At 69.9% G+C, this 18,472-nt stretch carries 12 protein-coding genes and 1 tRNA gene; 11 read left to right on the top strand and 2 right to left on the bottom strand.

The window, feature by feature from the left end; translation table 11 throughout:
- Window positions 1–303: 303 nt before the first annotated feature.
- From dnaA to KBI5_RS10465, 11 genes are all read left to right on the top strand, one after another.
- The gene (gene dnaA, locus KBI5_RS10520; protein WP_116289888.1) at window positions 304–1,992 is read left to right on the top strand and encodes a chromosomal replication initiator protein DnaA; all 1,689 of its coding nucleotides are present in this window, start codon (window positions 304–306) and stop codon (window positions 1,990–1,992) included.
- 735 nt (window positions 1,993–2,727) lie between these two features.
- The gene (gene dnaN, locus KBI5_RS10515) at window positions 2,728–3,936 is read left to right on the top strand and encodes a DNA polymerase III subunit beta (protein ID WP_085015127.1); all 1,209 of its coding nucleotides are present in this window, start codon (window positions 2,728–2,730) and stop codon (window positions 3,934–3,936) included.
- Window position 3,937: 1 nt separating this feature from the next.
- Complete coding sequence (recF, locus tag KBI5_RS10510) at window positions 3,938–5,146, top strand: DNA replication/repair protein RecF (RefSeq protein WP_085015126.1); 1,209 nt, start codon at window positions 3,938–3,940, stop codon at window positions 5,144–5,146.
- Window positions 5,136–6,017, top strand: a complete 882-nt coding sequence (locus KBI5_RS27760; protein ID WP_241882804.1) for a DciA family protein — start codon at window positions 5,136–5,138, stop codon at window positions 6,015–6,017. Before recF ends, KBI5_RS27760 begins: the two co-directional genes overlap by 11 nt.
- 312 nt (window positions 6,018–6,329) lie before the next feature.
- Complete coding sequence (gene gyrB / locus KBI5_RS10500; protein ID WP_085015125.1) at window positions 6,330–8,264, top strand: DNA topoisomerase (ATP-hydrolyzing) subunit B; 1,935 nt, start codon at window positions 6,330–6,332, stop codon at window positions 8,262–8,264.
- 191 nt (window positions 8,265–8,455) lie between these two features.
- On the top strand, window positions 8,456–10,960 hold the full coding sequence (gene gyrA / locus KBI5_RS10495; RefSeq protein ID WP_085015124.1) for a DNA gyrase subunit A: 2,505 nt from the start codon (window positions 8,456–8,458) through the stop codon (window positions 10,958–10,960).
- 1,086 nt (window positions 10,961–12,046) lie between these two features.
- Window positions 12,047–12,796, top strand: a complete 750-nt coding sequence (locus KBI5_RS10485) for a DUF3566 domain-containing protein (RefSeq protein ID WP_241882802.1) — start codon at window positions 12,047–12,049, stop codon at window positions 12,794–12,796.
- A 63-nt stretch (window positions 12,797–12,859) separates the two neighbouring features.
- Window positions 12,860–12,933: transfer RNA gene (locus KBI5_RS10480), tRNA-Ile, on the top strand.
- Between the two features lie 488 nt (window positions 12,934–13,421).
- Entirely contained in the window at window positions 13,422–14,819 is a 1,398-nt protein-coding gene (locus KBI5_RS10475) for a glycosyltransferase family 4 protein (protein ID WP_043591215.1), read from the top strand.
- Window positions 14,820–14,829: 10 nt separating this feature from the next.
- A complete protein-coding gene (locus KBI5_RS10470; protein ID WP_085015122.1) occupies window positions 14,830–15,561 on the top strand; it encodes a class I SAM-dependent methyltransferase in 732 nt (243 codons plus the stop codon).
- A complete protein-coding gene (locus KBI5_RS10465) occupies window positions 15,548–16,729 on the top strand; it encodes a hypothetical protein (protein WP_011434488.1) in 1,182 nt (393 codons plus the stop codon). The genes KBI5_RS10470 and KBI5_RS10465 overlap by 14 nt, the downstream gene beginning before the upstream one ends.
- Here KBI5_RS10465 and KBI5_RS10460 read toward each other — a convergent pair.
- On the bottom strand, window positions 16,712–17,329 hold the full coding sequence (locus KBI5_RS10460) for a class I SAM-dependent methyltransferase (protein WP_023839953.1): 618 nt from the start codon (window positions 17,327–17,329) through the stop codon (window positions 16,712–16,714). The genes KBI5_RS10465 and KBI5_RS10460 overlap by 18 nt on opposite strands.
- Window positions 17,330–17,420: 91 nt before the next feature.
- Complete coding sequence (def, locus tag KBI5_RS10455; RefSeq protein WP_085015134.1) at window positions 17,421–18,104, bottom strand: peptide deformylase; 684 nt, start codon at window positions 18,102–18,104, stop codon at window positions 17,421–17,423.
- Between the last annotated feature and the right edge of the window lie 368 nt (window positions 18,105–18,472).

Genomic DNA, 18,472 nt, shown 5'->3' with positions numbered 1-18,472 from the left:
AAAACGCCTGTGGAGAGGGCGGTCGGCGGAGGGGCCAGGGCGGAACGGGGGGACCTGAAGCGGATTCGAATGACCTCACTAATACAGGTTCATCCCCGGGAACGAGCCGGTTGCGCCACGCCGCATGCCGTGTCGTGTCCATGCACAGGTTGTGGACGACGATGTGGAGAACCATCGCGACGAGGCCCCTCGGTCGCTCGGTGGCCGGGGACCACATCACCAGCCGCATCAGCCGCGGCGCACCTCCAGCACGCGGGGAGCAGCACCACCCGCAAACCGTACCGAACTGCCCGAGGAGCCCCCGTGTCCAACCTCCGCGCCGACTCCGTCGCCGGTCTGCCGTTCGGGGACGAGCCTTCGGGTGACCCGGACCTGGCCGCGGTGTGGAGCCAGGCCGTCGCCGGGGTCGCCGACGGCACGCTGTCCGCCCAGCAGCGTGCCTGGCTGCGGCTGACCCGCCCCCTCGGGCTCATCCAGGACACGGCTCTGCTGGCCGCGCCGAACGAGTTCACCAAGGATCTCCTCGACTCGCGCCTGCGCCCCTTCTTGTCCACAGCGTTGTCCACAGCCTATGGGCGGGAGATCAGGGTCGCGGTCACCGTCGAACACCTGCCCGATCCGGAACCAATGAGCGGACCGATCCGGATCGTACGGCCGGTGGATGCCAGGGGCGACACCACACCCGGCCAGGGCTCGGGCCCCGCCTCCGGTTCGGCGTTGAACGCGGGTAGCGGATCAGGATCGACCGGCGCCGCCGCAGCCCCGGTGCCGCCGACGAGCCCGGGCTCGTCGGCGGTGCCGGTGCCGGCGCCGGCACCGGCACCAGTGCCGCCGGCGCCGGCGGCACTGGTGAACGGCGAACTGCCCTTCCCCGACGCCACCGAGGGAACACCACCGGTACGGGTCAGCGCGGGTCTCGGACGCGATGCGGCGCCGCACGAGACCGAACCGGCCCAGGCCCGGCTGAACCCCCGCTACATTTTCGAGACGTTCGTCATCGGCGACAGCAACCGGTTCCCCCACGCGGCAGCGGTGGCCGTCGCCGAGGCACCCGCGAAGGCCTACAACCCGCTTTTCATCTACGGGGACTCCGGGCTCGGCAAGACTCACCTTCTGCACGCGATCGGTCACTACGCACTCAAGCTCTACCCGAACATGCGGGTGAAGTACGTGAGCTCCGAGGAGTTCACCAACGACTTCATCAACTCGATCCGGGACGACCGCCAGCAGGCGTTCCAGCGGCGCTACCGTGACATCGATGTCCTGCTCGTTGACGACATCCAGTTCCTGGAGAACAAGGAACGGACGCAGGAGGAGTTCTTCCACACCTTCAACGTCCTGCACGACGGCGAGAAGCAGATCGTGATCAGCTCCGACCGCTCGCCCAAGCAACTCTCGGCCCTGGAGGACCGGCTGCGCAGCCGCTTCGAGTGGGGGCTGATGACCGACATCACCCCGCCCGACCTCGAGACGCGCATCGCCATCCTGTCGAAGAAGGCGGCTACGGAGCGCCTGCCGGTACCCCCGGATGTCCTCGAGTACATCGCCACGCACATCGAGCGCAACATCCGTGAGCTGGAGGGGGCGCTGATCCGGGTCGCGRCCTTCGCGAGCCTGAACAAGTCCCACGTCGACCGCACGCTCGCCGAGATCGTGCTGCGYGATCTCATCCCCGATGCCGGCAATCCCGACATCACGGCCGCCGCCATCATGAACGCGACGGCGGCGTACTTCGGCGTCTCGATGGAGGACCTGTGCGGCACCTCACGTAGCCGCGTGCTGGTCACCGCCCGTCAGATCGCGATGTACCTGTGCCGGGAGCTGACCGACCTGTCGCTACCGAAGATCGGCCAGCACTTCGGGGGTCGGGATCATACGACGGTCATGCATGCCGATCGCAAGATCCGCGGTCTGATGGCGGAACGGCGCGCGATCTACAACCAGGTCACCGAACTGACAAACCGCATCCGTCTGCAGGCCCGGCAGGCCTAGCGCCACTGCCCACTGCCCACCGCCGCCCACCACCGCCGGGCAGCACCACCGCCGGGCAGCACGGTTCCTCCTACCTCCCCCCGGCCGGAACGTCCCGCGGACCGGTGGCTGCCGCCCGAAGGTGGGGTGTGACGCCTCGCCGGGTGTCACACGTGGCGCAGGAACCGGACGCCGCGGGGCAGGACTTCCCCAAACGACCCCGGACAACCACGGACGGCTGGGGACAACCGGGGACGACCTCACCGAGCCCACGGGGTGGTTCCGCCCACAGCTTGTGGAAAACGTTGTGGACAGCCTGCGGTCGGAACGGTGGAGTGRCAGTGGACAGCCTGTGGACAACTCGGGGATGGCCTGTGGAGGGACAACGTGGTCCTTGTGGACGCAGATCGGGCCTGGGGATAACCACTGCGCGCATGCACAGATCCACCCACAAGATTTGCACCGGCCAACAACCCCTCTGACCTGCAGAAACAGAGGTTATCCCCAGTATCCACACCCCCTACTACTACGACCAACTAGATCTTTCTAAGAATGATCAAAAGCTCTTAGTACTAGGGGGTGTGGACAACGGCTCGAGCGCGGCTCCGAGAGCCCTACGTGCCGCGACTCGGCCCCGGGCAAGCGCCCGGGGCACGGCCGACCGCTCGTCGGCGCCTGCTGGCACTCTGAGATGCTGGTCGGTGTTCCCTGCGGGGTGACTCCGAACAACCGGAGGGAACGACAGGAGGCCTAACCATGAAGTTCCGGGTGGAACGGGACGAATTCACCGAAGCGGTCGCCTGGACCGCACGCACGTTGCCGAGCCGGCCGACCACCCAGTTGCAGGTGCTCTCGGGCCTGCTCCTCGACGCGACCGGACCGATACTCAAGATCGCCGCGTACGACTACGAGGTGGCCGCCCAGTGCACGGTGCACGCGACCGTGTCGGAGGAGGGGCGCGGGCTCGTCAACGGCAAACTGCTCGCGGAGATCACCCGGGCGCTGCCCGCGGCACCGGTCGATCTGGGCATCGACGGCACCCGCCTGGTGATCACTTGTGGCAATGCTCGGTTCGCGTTGCCGATGCTGCCGGTGGACGACTATCCCGCCCTTCCGGCCATGCCCCCGATCACGGGGCACATCGAGGGATCCGCGTTCGCCGCGGCGGTCTCACAGGTGGCGATCGCGGCCGGTCGTGACGACACGCTGCCGGTCCTCACCGGGGTCCGTATCGAGATCGAGGGGGACACTCTCACCCTCGCCGCGACCGACCGTTACCGGCTCGCCGTGCGGACGTTGAAGTGGCGGCCGTCGGAGACAGCCGCCGGGCCCGATGAGGACGGCGTGACCGGTGTGGACAGCCCCCCGCCCACACCGGTCACTGTCGCTCTCGTGCCGGCCCGCACCCTGCTCGACACCGCGAAGTCGTTGTCGGGTTCGGGGGTGGAGGTATCCATCGCGCTCGGGACCGGCCCCTCCGGCGAGACGCTGGCCGGTTTCGCCGGCTCGACCCGGCAGACGACGACCCGGTTGCTCGACGGAAGCTTCCCGCCCTACCGCAAGCTGTTGCCTGACAGTTCGCCGTTGATCGCGCAGCTGGAGATCGCCTCGTTGCAGGAGGCCGTCAAACGGGTGGCGCTGGTCGCCGCGAAGACCGCACCGGTGCAGCTGACGTTCTCCCCGGACCACCTCGTGCTGGAGGCCGGGACGGGCGGTGAGGCGCAGGCGACGGAGACCCTCCCGGTGACCTACGACGGACCGGAGCTGTCCGTGGCGTTCAACCCGTCGTACCTGCTCGACRCACTCGGGGCGCTGGAGTCGGACGTCGTACGGATCGGTTTCGCCAGCGCGGAGGACCCGGCGGTGGCGGCGAACAAGCCGGCGATCCTGACCGGGAAGGCCGACGACGACGGCGAGGTCCCCGACTACCGGTACCTGCTGATGCCGATCCGCCTGCACGGGTGACGTGCACCTCACGCACCTGTCCCTCGTCGACTTCCGTTCCTACCCGGCCCTTGACCTGACTCTGGGTCCGGGAGTGGCCACCTTCGTGGGTGGTAACGGCCAGGGGAAGACCAACGTGATCGAGGCGATCAGCTATGTCGCCACGTTGGCCAGCCACCGGGTCGCCGGGGACGCCCCGCTGGTCCGTGACGGCGCGTCTCGGGCGGTCATCCGCGCCAGGATCGTCCGGGGTGACCGGGCCGCGCTGGTGGAGATCGAGATCGTTCCGGGAAAGGCGAACCGGGCCCGGTTGAACCGGGCTCCCGTCGCCCGGCCGCGTGACATCGTCGGTCTGCTGTGCACCGTGCTGTTCGCCCCGGAGGACCTGGCCCTGGTGAAGGGGGATCCGGCGCAGCGTCGTCAGTTCCTCGACGAGCTGCTGATCGCCCGGACCCCAAGGATGGCCGCGGTCCTCGCCGACTACGACCGGGTCCTCAAACAACGATCGACCCTGCTACGCACCGCCGGGACGGCCCGGCGAGCTGGGGGGCAGGGAGATCTGCGCACCCTCGATGTCTGGGACGGGTACCTGGCCGCGCATGGCGCCGAGGTGCTGGCCGCGCGGTTGGCACTCGTCGACGCGTTGCGGCCGGCCGTGGCCGCGGCGTACGAGGCCGTCGCCGGCGCCGAGTCCGCTACCGCGCTGGACTACCGTTCCAGCGTCACCCTCCCGGACATCTTGCATGCGTCCGGTCCACCCGGTCCACCCGGTCCACCGGGCCAGCCAGAGCAGCCGGGCGCGGGTCGGCCGGATCCGGCGGCACCGGATCGGACCATGCTGGCGGAGGCGATCCGCGCCGATCTGGAGGCCGCCCGGCCACGGGAGGTCGAACGGGGGATGACGCTGGTCGGTCCGCACCGCGACGATCTGCTCTTGTCGATCAACGGGCTCCCGGCCCGTGGCTACGCGAGTCACGGCGAGTCCTGGTCCCTCGCCCTCGCGCTCAAGCTGGCCTCGTTCGACCTGCTGCGTGCCGATGACCGCGAGCCGGTCCTGCTCCTGGACGACGTCTTCRCCGAATTGGACACGCGCCGCCGCGGTCGGCTCGCGGAACTCGTCGCCTCCGCGGAGCAGGTGCTGGTCACAGYCGCGGTCGAAACCGACGTTCCCACAGAGCTGACCGGGGTGCGGTACGCCGTCGCCGGAGGAGAGGTCCAGCATGCCCACTGAGCGCCCGGACCCCCGGGACCATCCCACCGTGCCCGGATCCACCGTGCCCGGATCCACCGTGCCCGGATCCACCGTGCCCGGATCCACCGTGCCCGGATCCACCGTGCCCGGATCCACCGCATCCGGGCGGTCCCGGGGAGGGGCCGGGCGCCGCGGGAAGACCGAGGGGCCGGACGGCACCGCAGCCCACGGAGCGGACCTGGCTCGGGAGATTCTCGCCCAGGTCAAACGGGACGCGCGGGAGCGTGGGCGGGGACGGTGGGGCGCCGGCCACACCGCCCGCCACCCGACCGGGCCCGGTCCGGCCGGGCCCGGCACTGGTCGCGGTGGCGGGATGCCGGGTGCCGACGGCGGCACGTGGGCCGATGAGGACGCCTCCACCGGCGCCACCGGGACGGGYGGCCCGTGGGGCCCGGGCTCTCGGACCCGCCTCGGTGCCCGGCGGGCCGACCCGTCGGACGACCAGGTGCCCCGCCGACCGCGGATGCCGGGCATCGCCCCGCCCGGCCGGGAATGGCGCGAACCGGTCGGTTTCGGGACGGCGATCAACCGGCTGCTGGCGGCCCGTGGCTGGAAGGCTCAGGCGAGCGACGCGAACGTCCTGGCCCGATGGGATGCCATCGTCGGGCCGGACATCGCCGACCACTGCACCCCGGTGTCCCTGCGCGACGGAGACCTGGAACTTGTCGCGGAGTCGACGGCCTGGGCGACCCAGCTGCGCATGCTGTCCCGGCAGCTCCTCGGCATCCTGCACCGGGAGCTCGGTCCACACGTGGTCCGCCGGATCGTCGTGCGTGGCCCGACGGCGCCGTCCTGGCGGCACGGGTCCATCCGAACCGGCGGTCGAGGGCCCCGCGACACCTATGGCTGAGGCCGGCCGTTCGGCTGCTGCCCGCCTGACACCCCGGTGCTCCCGGTGCTCTCGGTGCCCCTTGGCGCCTGGATTGTGCCTGTGGTATCCGTCGGTGCGGCTGGGGCGATCATGATGGCTCCGCGGGATCGCGGTGTCGGTGACAGTCGTGGAGGCGCGCCAAGGCGGTCGGGGGAGTCGGTCCGGTAGGGGGGGTTGGCCATCCCCATGTGCGTGGCGCTGCGCAGACGCCAGGGGGCTMCCTGCGTCCGCTATGGCGGGTTGCCGGGTAGACTGGTGGATACTTCCGCCCAGAACGAGGGGACCCGCCGCGTGGCCTACGATGCAAGTTCGATCAAGGTTCTCGAAGGTCTTGACGCGGTCCGCAAGCGTCCGGGCATGTACATCGGCTCCACTGGAGAGCGTGGACTGCATCATCTCGTCTACGAGGTCGTGGACAACGCGGTGGACGAGGCGCTCGCCGGTTACTGCGACACCATCACCGTGACGCTGCTTGCCGACGGCGGGGTGCGGGTCACCGACAACGRCCGTGGCATTCCCGTCGGCATGCATCCCACCGAGAAGCGGCCCGCCGTCGAGGTCGTGCTGACCACCCTGCACGCCGGCGGGAAGTTCGACGGCAAATCGTACGCGGTGTCCGGCGGGCTGCACGGAGTCGGCGTCAGCGTGGTCAACGCGCTGTCCACCCGGCTCGACGTGGAGATCCACCTGGATGGGCACGTCTGGTTCCAGCCGTACGTGGCGACCCGCCCGGACAAGCCGCTGGCCAAGACCGGTACCACCCGCAGGACCGGGACGTCGGTCACCTTCTGGGCGGATCCGACGATCTTCGAGACCACCGAGTACAAGTACGAGACGCTCTCCCRCCGCCTGCAGGAGATGGCCTTCCTGAACAAGGGGCTGTCGATCACGCTCGTCGACGAGCGTGACGAGGAACGCGTGGCGGTCACCTACAAGTACGCCAACGGCCTGGTCGACTTCGTCGGTCACCTCAACGCCACGAAGGACACCATCCACCGCAGCGTGATCTCGCTGGAGTCGAAGGGCGTGGGCATCGAGGCCGAGCTCGCGATGCAGTGGAACGGCGGCTACACCGAGTCGGTCTACACCTTCGCGAACACCATCAACACCCACGAGGGCGGCACCCACGAGGAGGGCTTCCGGGCCGCGCTGACCAGCGCCGTCAACGCCTACGCCAAGGACCAGAACCTGCTCAAGCCGGTGAAGGCGGGGGCCAAGAACAGCGACGAGCGGCTCTCCGGCGACGACATCCGGGAGGGCCTTACCGCGATCATCTCGGTGAAGCTCGCGCAGCCGCAGTTCGAGGGCCAGACCAAGACCAAGCTCGGCAACACCGAGGCCAAGAAGTTCGTCCAGGAGATGTGCTACTCAGCGCTCAAGGACTGGTTCGAGGTCAACCGCACCGAGGCTCGGGCCATCGTCAGCAAGGCGCTCGACGCCCAGCGGGCCCGCATTGCCGCCCGTCAGGCCCGCGATCTGACCCGGCGCAAGGGTCTGCTCGGCGGCACCGGCCTGCCGGGCAAGCTCGCCGACTGCCAGTACACCGATCCCGAGCGGTGCGAGCTGTACATCGTCGAGGGTGACTCGGCGGGTGGGTCGGCCAAGGGTGGTCGAGACTCGAAGTTCCAGGCGATCCTCCCGCTGCGAGGAAAGATCCTCAACGTCGAGAAGGCCCGCATCGACCGCGTTCTGAAGAACACCGAGGTCCAGGYCCTCATCCAGGCGCTGGGTACCGGCATCCACGACGATTTCGACATCGCGAAACTGCGCTACCACAAGATCGTTCTGATGGCGGACGCCGACGTCGACGGCCAGCACATCCRGACCCTGCTGCTGACGCTGCTGTTCCGGTTCATGCGCCCGCTGGTYGAGGCCGGTCACGTGTTTCTGGCGCAGCCGCCGCTCTACAAGATCAAATGGGGTAGGGAGGACTGGGAGTACGCCTACTCCGATCGGGAGCGCGACGGGCTGGTCRCCCGCGGGGTGGAGTCCGGGCGCAAGCTGCCCAAGGATGCCATCCAGCGCTTCAAGGGTCTCGGCGAGATGAACGCCACCGAGCTGTGGGACACCACCATGGACCCGGACCGGCGCATCCTGCTGCAGGTCACGCTCGACGACGCGGCGGTCGCCGACGAGTTGTTCTCCGTGCTCATGGGTGAGGATGTCGACGCGCGTCGCAGCTTCATCCAACGTAATGCCAAGGACGTGCGTTTCCTGGACATCTGACCCGGCCGTGTCGCGTGCCTCGGACCGGTCGTCGGGTGACCCCTCAGGTCGGTCCGGGCGCGGCGATCCCGACGGTCCGGCCCGGCGAACGGAGGGCTCCGGATCCCGCCCGCCGTCGGGTCCACCCGGCCCCGTTGCCCGGGGCGCCCGTCCCGCCCTGACGACTGCTCCCACTGCCCTGGAAGGACCCCGTGGTCGACGTCCTACCTCCTCCCCCCGGCGACCGCATCGAGCCCATCGGCATCGAAGTCGAGATGCAGCGGTCGTATCTCGACTACGCCATGTCGGTCATCGTCGGCCGTGCRCTGCCGGAGGTACGCGACGGGCTCAAGCCCGTCCACCGCCGGGTCCTCTACGCCATGTACGACGGCGGCTACCGCCCCGACCGCGGATACTTCAAGTGCTCCCGCGTGGTCGGGGACGTCATGGGTAACTACCACCCCCATGGCGACACGGCGATCTACGACACCCTCGTCCGGCTCGCGCAGGGCTGGTCGTTGCGCTACCCGCTGGTCGACGGAAACGGCAACTTCGGCTCGCCCGGCAACGATCCGCCCGCCGCCATGCGGTACACCGAGGCGCGGATGGCGCCCTTGGCGATGGAGATGTTGCGTGACATCGACCAGGAGACGGTCGACTTCGCCCCGAACTACGACGGGCGTTCGCAGGAGCCGCTTGTTCTGCCCAGCCGGTTCCCGAACCTGCTCGTCAACGGCGCCGGCGGCATCGCGGTTGGCATGGCGACGAACATCCCGCCGCACAACCTGCGCGAGGTCGCGAAGGGCGTGCGGTGGGCGCTCGACCACCCGGACGCGAGCGACTCCGAGCTGCTTGAGGCGCTGATCGGCCTGATCAAGGGTCCGGACTTCCCGACCTCGGGGCTCATCGTCGGCCGTAACGGCATCGAGGAGGCCTACCGTACCGGCCGCGGCAGCATCCGGATGCGGGCGGTGGTGAACGTCGAGGAGAACAAGGGCCGCACCCAGCTCGTCGTCACCGAGCTGCCCTACCAKGTGAACCCGGACAACCTCGCCGAGAAGATCGCCGAACTGGTCCGGGACAACAGGGTCACCGGTATCGCCGACGTCCGGGACGAGACCTCGGCGCGCATCGGCCAGCGGCTGGTCATCGACCTCAAGCGCGACGCCGTCGCCAAGGTCGTGCTCAACAACCTCTACAAGCACACCCAGCTCCAGGACACCTTCGGCGTCAACATGCTGGCGATCGTCGACGGCGTGCCGCGTACCCTGCGCCTGGACCAGATGGTCCGCTACTACGTCGAGCACCAGATCGACGTCATCGTCCGCCGGACCCGCTATCAGCTGCGYAAGGCCCGCGAGCGGCTGCACGTCTTGGACGGTCTGCTGATCGCGCTGGATCACCTCGACGAGGTCATCAACCTCATCCGCAACGCCGAGTCGGCGGACGTGGCCCGCGGCCAGCTGATGGAACGCTTCTCGCTGTCGGAGATCCAGGCCACCGCCATCCTCGACATGCAGCTGCGCCGGCTCGCCGCCCTGGAACGTCAGCGGATCATCGACGAGGCGGCCGAACTTCGCGCGAAGATCTCCGATCTGGAGGCGATCCTGGCCTCGCCGACCCGGCAGCGGCAGATCATCGGCGAGGAGCTCGCCGAGGTCGTCGAGAAGTTCGGCGACGAGCGGCGGACCCGTCTCGTCCCGTTCGAGGGCGACATGTCCATCGAGGACCTGATCGCCCAGGAGGATGTGGTCGTCACCGTCACCCGCGGTGGCTACGCCAAGCGCACCAAGACCGACCTCTACCGCTCGCAGCGCCGCGGCGGCAAGGGCGTGCAGGGCGCGGCGCTGCGCGAGGACGACATCGTCGAGCACTTCTTCGTCACGACCACCCACCACTGGCTGCTGTTTTTCACGAACAAGGGCCGGGTGTACCGGGCGAAGGCGCACGAGCTGCCCGAGCAGGCCAGGTCGGCCAAGGGTCAGCACGTCGCGAACATCCTGGCCTTCGGGCAGGACGAGCGGATCGCCGAGGTCATCGCGGTCAAGGACTACGAGGCCGCCCCCTACCTGGTCCTGGCGACCAAGCGCGGGCTGTGCAAGAAGACCGCGCTGCATGACTTCGACTCGAACCGGGCCGGTGGCCTGGTGGCGATCAATCTGCGCGACGACGACGAGCTGATCGCCGCCCGGCTCGTGGCGCCCGGCGACGATCTGCTCCTGGTCAGCCGTAACGCCCAGTCGATCCGGTTCCACGCCGACGACGAGCAGCTGCGGCCGATGGGCCGGGCGACCTCGGGTGTGATCGGTATGCGGTTCGATGCCGAGGACGAACTGCTGTCCATGGACGTCGTCGTGCCGGGTACGACGGCGGATCTGCTCGTCGCCACCTCCGGTGGATACGCGAAGCGGACGCCGCTGGCCGAGTACCCGGTGCAGGGCCGTGGTGGCAAGGGCGTGCTGACCGCTAAGATCGTCTCGACTCGCGGTGGTCTGGTGGGGGCACTCGTCGTCGATCCCGACGACCAGCTCTACGCCATCGCCTCCAACGGGGGCGTATTGCGGACCGTTGCCAAGGATGTACGGCGGGCGCAGCGGCAGACCATGGGAGTCCGGCTCATCGATCTGGAGTCCGGGGTGCAGGTTGTCGGAGTCGCACGTAATGCTGATGCGGAGGACACCGACGCTCGTATCGACGCCGGGCCCCAGGAAAGCTGAGAKCGAGCCCCGAGAGGTTGACGATCTCGTGGTCGTGGCCACCCACGCCGAGAACGACGCCGCCCGAGGGGACGGGTGTGCGCGGGACCCGTGCACACCGTCAGGACTGAACCGGGAGAGTCCGTGAGTGACAGTCAGGAAGACCGGCCAGCCCGGTCGGCGGTCTACCGCGGCCCCTCCTCGGCCGCCGGGGCGGAGGGATCGCGTGCCACCGAGCAGTCCCGCCGGCCGAGCGGGGGGGACGGGGCCGGCCCACGGTCCACGGTGAGACCCGCTTCCGTTGGTTCCTCCGGTGCTGGCGGCGCGGCCAGAGGCGCGAGCTCCTCCGGCCCGGATTCCGYGGGCCCGGATTCCGCGGGTTCCGCTGGTGTTTCCGATTCCGCCGGGCGTGATTCGGAAGCCGGCCGCCGGGCCGGCGCCGGCCCGGCGTCGGGACGCGCGGCGGAYGCCGCGGGCCGCYCGTTGTCGCTGCGGGAYGGCCGTGGGGAGGACGCCGGCAGCGAGACGGTGAAGGTGCCCGCGGCCGGCGATGGGCCCGAGTCCGGTAATCCGTTCTTCCAGCGGCCCGGGCGGTCCGGTCGGCCCGTGGATGAGCGGGAGGGCGGCCGCGGCCCGGCCGGAGGCGCGGCGGACCCGCCGCAGTCCTCCGCCGGGGGGCCGACGGGTTCGACTGGGTCGTCGAAGGCCGGGTCGTCAAAAGCCCATTCGGCTGAACCCGGCTCGTCGGCGTCGGGTTCGGCGGGTTCGGGTTCGGGTGCGGCGGGTTCGGCGGCGTCCCGCTCCGGATCGGTCCCCGACGGGGCGAAGTCCCCCTTGTCCTCGCGGTCCTTGTCCACCTCTTCCGCGGGCGCGTCGGGTGTGTCGGGCGCAGGGTCCTCGGCTGGCACCTCCACGGGACGTGCCAGCGGAACGTCGTCGGTGTCCCCATCCGGGTCGGCTCGTACCGGGGCCGCTGGAACCCACTCCGACGAGGCGGGCTCGGCTACCCGGAAACTCGGCCCGGCCGCCGTATCGTCGCCGGCGAAGTCCCTCGGCCTGGCGCCACCCGGACCCGGTCGAGCCACGCCAGGGGGGCCGGCAGTTCGCGTGGAGCCCCCGGCCGAGCGGCCACGGGAGACCGACACGATCTCCCTGGTCCGCCCGCCCAGCATGACGAGGAGCCGTACCACGAAGCCCGACAGGAACCGTGCCGCGCCCGAGCRCATGCCCGCCCCCGATCCGGTACGCCCCGCCCCGCCGGGTCCGGCGGGGGGGAGGTCCGGCGGTGCCGGCCCCACGGCGGCCTACGACCGGCCGCTCGCGGCGCCGGAGTCCGCGGGTACCACCACGACGACGGGTGCTCTGAACAGCGTGACCACGACCTCCCCCGGTGCGCTCGACGACCAGTTCGAGCCGGTCTCCGCTGAGCGGGCGGGTGCCGGTCACTCCCCTGGCCGGTCCGGTCCCGGCTCGTCCGGTTCCGCCCGCCCGCCCGGTCAGGGCCGGCGGGCCAAGCTCAAGCTGTCCAAGGTCAATCCCCTCACGGTGACCCGGGTCAGCTTCGCGTTCTCCCTCTGCGTCTTTGTGGTTCTGCTCGTCGCGATCGCCGTGCTGTGGTTCGTCCTGAACTCGATCGGCGTGTTCRACAGCGTCTCCGACGCGGCCGATACCCTGACCGACAGCAGCAGCACCGACATCCGAGGATGGCTGTCGTTCGGCCGGGCAATGCAGATCAGCTTGCTCATCGGGGCGATCAACGTCATCCTCATGACCGCGCTGTCCACGCTCGGTGCCCTGCTCTACAACCTCTGCGCCGAGATGATCGGCGGCGTCGAGCTGACTCTGAGTGATCAGTAGCTTGGAGGGACGGCGGCGGTCCCGCTCCTGCGCCGCCGTCCTGTATTCTTGGACTCGCAGCATGGACCTATAGCTCAGTCGGTTAGAGCGCTTCCCTGATAAGGAAGAGGTCGGTGGTTCAAGTCCACCTAGGTCCACGCGCTAGCCAATCATGATCGCCGCCCTCTGGGCGGCTTCGCCGTGCCCGTTATGCTGGCCGAGGGGCCAAGCCCCCTGACCCCCCGTGTTGCGCCTTCGGCGCTCGCCGTGCCCGGTGGGATGGTCGGGCCGTCGGTGGCGGCGAGGTCTGAGAGCGGGCCCGGGCCGACGTGCTGCGCGAGGTCGCGGGCAACRCCACAGGGACGACTCCCGGCTGCATAAACCGTCCACCGGTGATCCGGGAAGATCCCCGCGCCTGCGGGATAAAGCGGACACAAAACCCTCTGGATGGGCAAGTCTCCCTCGTTGCCGCAGATCTTGGACTCACGACGAAGAGTCCTAATGTGACGCAGGGCACACGGCCAGGACACAGTGTCGGCCCATTTCAGTGAAGATCGGCACTCAATATCCTAATGTGCCAGGAAGCGGCGCCACCCTCGACGTCGAGGAACCAGGACATGGCCCGAGACGGACGGAGGGCGCACAGTTGCGGATTGCGTTGTTGTCGTACCGGAGTCTGCCCACCTGCGGTGGCCAGGGTGTGTACGTCCGACATCTGTCCCGCGAACTGGTCGCCCTGGGGCACCGCGTCCAGGTGGTGAGCGGGCCGCCGTACCCGGTGCTTGAGGAGGGTGTYGGCCTCACCGAACTGCCCAGCCTTGATCTCTACCGGGACTCCGACCCGTTCCGGTGGCCCGGACTGGCCGAGTTCCACGGCCTGCCGGACGTCGTCGAGTTCGCCATGATGCGGACCGGCCAGTTCTCCGAGCCGCTCGCCTTCAGCCTGCGTGCCTGCCAAGCCCTGCGCCCCAGGGCATCCGGGGGTCGGCCGCCGTTYGACATCGTCCATGACAACCAGGGGCTGGGATACGGCCTGCTGGCGCTGCGGGCAGCCCTGCGCCCGTACCGGATCCCGGTCGTGGGCACCGTGCATCATCCGATCACGGTCGATCGCCGCCTGCACCTCGCCGCGGCGACCACCTTCACCTCCCGGCTGGGCCTGCGCCGGTGGTACTCGTTCCTCCCGATGCAGGCCCGGGTCGCGCGGGGGCTGGATGGCATCGTCATCCCGTCGGAGAGCTCCCGGCGAGAGATCATCGCGGACATGAACCTCCCCCCGACGGTCATGCGCACGGTTCCCTTGGGAGTCGACGCCGACGTCTTCACGCCGGCGCCCGCGGGCAATCCGGCGGTTCCGGGCCGTGTCGTCGTCGTGACCAGCGCCGATGTTCCGCTCAAGGGCCTGCTTGTCCTGCTCGAGGCGCTCGCGAAGCTGCGGGTGGATCGCTCGGCGCACCTGGTCTGCGTCGGCAAGGTCCGCGAAGGGGGAACGGCCCAGCGCCAGGTTGCCGAGCTGGGCCTGGCCGACGCCGTGACGTTCCGTTCCAACATGCCGGAACCGGAGCTGGTGGACCTGTTGCGCTCCGCCGAGGTCGCGGTCGTTCCCTCGCTTTACGAGGGGTTCAGCCTGCCCGCCGTCGAGGAGATGGCCTGCGGGATCCCGCTGGTCGCCACCACCGCCGGGGCGTTGCCCGAGGTCGCCGGTCCGGACGGGGAGGCCGCGTTGCTGGTCCCACCGGGGGATGCGGGAGCCCTGGCGGACGCCATCGGTTCCCTGCTCGATGATCCCGAACGACGGGCCCGAATGGGTGCCGCCGGGCGCCGCCGGGTGGAGGCGCGGTTCTCCTGGCGGGCGGCCGCCGCGGCCACCGCGGACTGGTACGCCGAGCGGATCGCGGCGGTCGGCGGGACGCCCACCTCCCCGGCCCCGGCCCCGGCCCCGGGACCGGCGGCCCAGTGGACGCCGGCACCGCTGTCCACACCCGGCGCCGTCACACCCGGCGCCGCGGCGTCCGCACCGGCGTCGTCGACGCTGACCGGCTGACGGCCGACGCATGCTGACCGTCGACTTCGACCAGTTTCCCGTCTCCGCGGGCTGCCGGCTGCTCGACCTGGGCTGCGGCGCCGGACGGCACACGTTCGAGGCGTTCCGACGGGGCGCCGAGGTCATCGCGCTGGACCACTCCGCCGGCGAGGTCGCCGGCGTCAACGCGATGCTCGCCGCGATGGCCCTGGAGGGACAGGCTCCGCCCAAGGCGAAGGCCGCCGGAGTGCGCGGTGACGCGCTGGCGCTGCCGTTCGCCGACGGCACCTTCGACCGGATCATCGCCGCCGAGGTGCTCGAACACCTGCCCGCCGACACGGCGGCGATGACGGAGATCGCCCGGGTGCTACGGCCCGGGGGGTGGGTGGCGGTCACCGTCCCGAACCGGTTCCCCGAGCAGGTGTGCTGGAGCCTGTCGACGGCTTATCACAGCGTCGAGGGGGGCCATGTCCGCATCTACCGCCGGGACGAGCTTCGTGACCGGTTGATCGCGGTGGGACTGGAACCGGCCGGCACCCATTTCGCACACGCCCTGCACGCCCCGTACTGGTGGCTGYGGTGTCTCGTCGGTGTCCACGACGACGACCATCCGGCGACGCGGCTTTACCACCGGCTGCTGGTGTGGGACATGATGCGCCGTCCCCGCATCACCCGGCTCGCCGAGCGGGCCCTCAATCCGATCATCGGCAAGAGCATCGTGCTGTATTTGAGGAAACCGGAGGTAACGCGTGCGGCCGGTTGAGTCTGCTCCGGTCCTGACCCCCGAGGCGCTCACCGCGACCGCGACCGCGATCGCCGTCGTCCAGGAGCCGGACGGCGCCATCCCCTGGTATCCCGGTGGCCACACCGACCCGTGGGATCACCTCGAATGCGCCATGGCCCTCGACCTCGGCGGCCTGGTCGACGCCGCCGACGCCGCGTGGGCCTGGCTGTGTCGCAACCAGCGGCCGGATGGATCCTGGGCGACGAGCTACGTCGGCGGCGCGGTCAAGGAGGACTTCGCCGACAGCAACCAGTGCGCCTATGTCGCCACCGCAGCCTGGCACCGCTGGTTGGCCACCGGTGACCGCGCCTTCCTCACGAGGATCTGGCCGGTCGTCGAGGCAGCCCTGGGCTTCGTCGTCGACATGCAGAGCCCGACCGGACAGATCTGGTGGGCCCGGTCGTCGGACGGTGTCGACTACCCCGAGGCCCTGCTGACGGGATGCTCCAGCACGTTGCACAGCCTGCGCTGCGGGATGGCGCTCGCAGCCCTGGTCGGGGAGGTGCCACCGGCCTGGGAACGGGCGACCGGCGCGCTGCGGCACACCCTCGTCGCTCACCCAGAGTACTTCGCCCCCCGCGACCGGTGGTCGATGGACTGGTACTACCCGGTGATCGGCGGAGCGCTGCGCCGGTCCGCGGGTCGGTCCCGGCTCACCAGCCGGTGGAACGACTTCGTCGTCGACGGTCTGGGCATCCGCTGCGTGGCCGACGAGCCCTGGGTCACGGGGGCCGAGACCTGCGAACTAGCCATCGCCCTGCATCTCGTGGGCGAGACCGCCGCGGCGACCAAGCTGGTTACGGACATGCAGCACCTGCGGCACGCCGACGGGAGCTACTGGACGGGCTGGCAGTTCGAGACCGCGACGTTCTGGCCGGCCGAACAGTCGACCTGGACCGCGGCGGCGGTGATCCTCGCGGTCGACACGTTGGCCGGCGGGGTCACCGAGACCCTCTTCCGCGGCGACGGCCTCCCCGAGGGGATCTGTGTCCTCGACAAGGAGTCCGACGAGCCTCGGCAGGGCGGCAGGCGGCTTCCGGAGTCGCGGACGGAGCCGCGGACGGGGACGGAGGTGGTGACGCCCGCCGAACGCCGGCTTCCTCGGCAGCGGCCGGCATGCGGATGCCGCTCAGTCGACGCGGCGTAGGACGCGCAGCGAACCCGCGCACGACAGCTCGCGGAAGCCCTCCGTCAGCGCCCGCACCAGGACGTGGTAGGGCGCCTGGCCCCCGTCCGCCGGGTCCGGAAAGACGTCGTGGATGGCCAGGAGACCGCCGGGCCGCACGTGGCAGGCCCAGGCCTCGTAGTCCGCCTGGGCCTGCTCCTCGGTGTGCCCGCCGTCGAGGAAGAGCAGGTCGGCCGGGGTCGACCACCATCGCCCCACCCGTTCGGAGCGGCCGACGACCGCCGTCACGACGTCCTCGACGCCCGCGTCCTCCAGCGTCCGCCGCAGGAAGGGCAGCGTGTCCAGCCGGCCGCTACGCGGGTCGACGAGATCGGCGTCGTGGTACTCCCACCCGGGTTGGTTCTCCTCCGACCCGCGATGATGATCCACGGTGATCACCGTCGCTCCCACCGTCCGGGCGGCCGCGGCCAGGTACAGGGTCGACTTACCGCAGTAGGTGCCGACCTCGCAGATCAGGCCGCCGGCCGATACCCGTGTTGCCGCCGCGTAGAGCGCCAGGCCCTCCTCCGTGGGCATGAAGCCCGTCGCCGCCTCGGCCGCCCGCCGCAACACCACATCCACCGCCGACTCTCTCTTTCTCGCAGGACGGATAGCCTTTCTTGCAGGACAGGTAGCCTTCCTCGCAGGACAGGTAGCGCGCGCCGGTGGCTCGCTACCTGCCGAGCCGCGCGGCCACCTCGACCCGGCGGGCGAAGATCTCCTCGGTCCGCTCCTCCATCTCGCGGAGGGCCTTCTTGCGTCCGCGGCTCGACAGCCGGTCCAGGTAGAGGCTGCCGTACAGGTGATCGGTCTCATGCTGCAGGCAACGGGCGAAATAGCCGGTTCCCTCCAGGCGGAGCGGGGCACCGTGCTGGTCCTGACCGCGGACAGCAGCATGCTCCAGCCGGGCGACCTCCATGTAGGCCCCCGGAACAGACAGGCACCCCTCATCCCCMTTGACGAGCCGGCGCTCCGCCGGCGGCGCCTCCTCCAGGACGGGGTTGACCAGATGGCCCACGTGCCGCACACCGTCCTCGTCGGTGCAGTCATAGACGAAGACCGCGGCGTCGACGTCGATCTGGTTCGCGGCGAGTCCGACACCTTCGGCGCCGTACATGGTGGTGAACATGTCATCGATCAGCGCAGCGAGCTCCGCGGTCCCGAACTCGGTGATTTTCTTACAGGGCCGGTGCAGAACAGGCTCGCCGACAACGGTGATCCTGCGGATGGAACCGCGGCCGACCTCCGGCGGCAGCTGGGGGTAGGAGTCCACCGGCTCCCCCAGCACCCGGACCCGCCGATCGATCTTCTCGTCCTTCTCGTCCTTCTCGTCAGATCGCGTCAAGCGCGAGGCCATGGCGAGCATCTCCTTCCATCCGACCGGGGCGCGCCTGCGCGTGAGTCGGCGCGGGGCCGATCCTGCCGATCGGCAGGATCGGCCCCGCGCCACCGCCGATCCTCGACGTGCTTCGTTCGCTACGAGCTTGACAGATCGCACCCCCTGTCCGCTCGGCGGACTGGTCACTCCCGTGATCAACAGTGTCACCAGGTGCGGCGCCATCATGGCCGCTACCTGCGGGAAGAGCGCGGACCTCAGACTGTTCATTGCATGGCGCAACTTCACCAACACCATACGCACATAAGGCTCCCCGGAAACGGGGAGCCTTTTCCGTGCCCGGTCGCACGCGGTCATGCCCGACCGTGTCCAGCCGTGTCCAGCCGCGT

The organism is Frankia sp. KB5, assembly GCF_002099325.1.
In the GTDB taxonomy this organism is placed as follows: domain Bacteria; phylum Actinomycetota; class Actinomycetes; order Frankiales; family Frankiaceae; genus Frankia; species Frankia casuarinae.
This window is presented reverse-complemented; position numbering and strand designations above follow the sequence as displayed.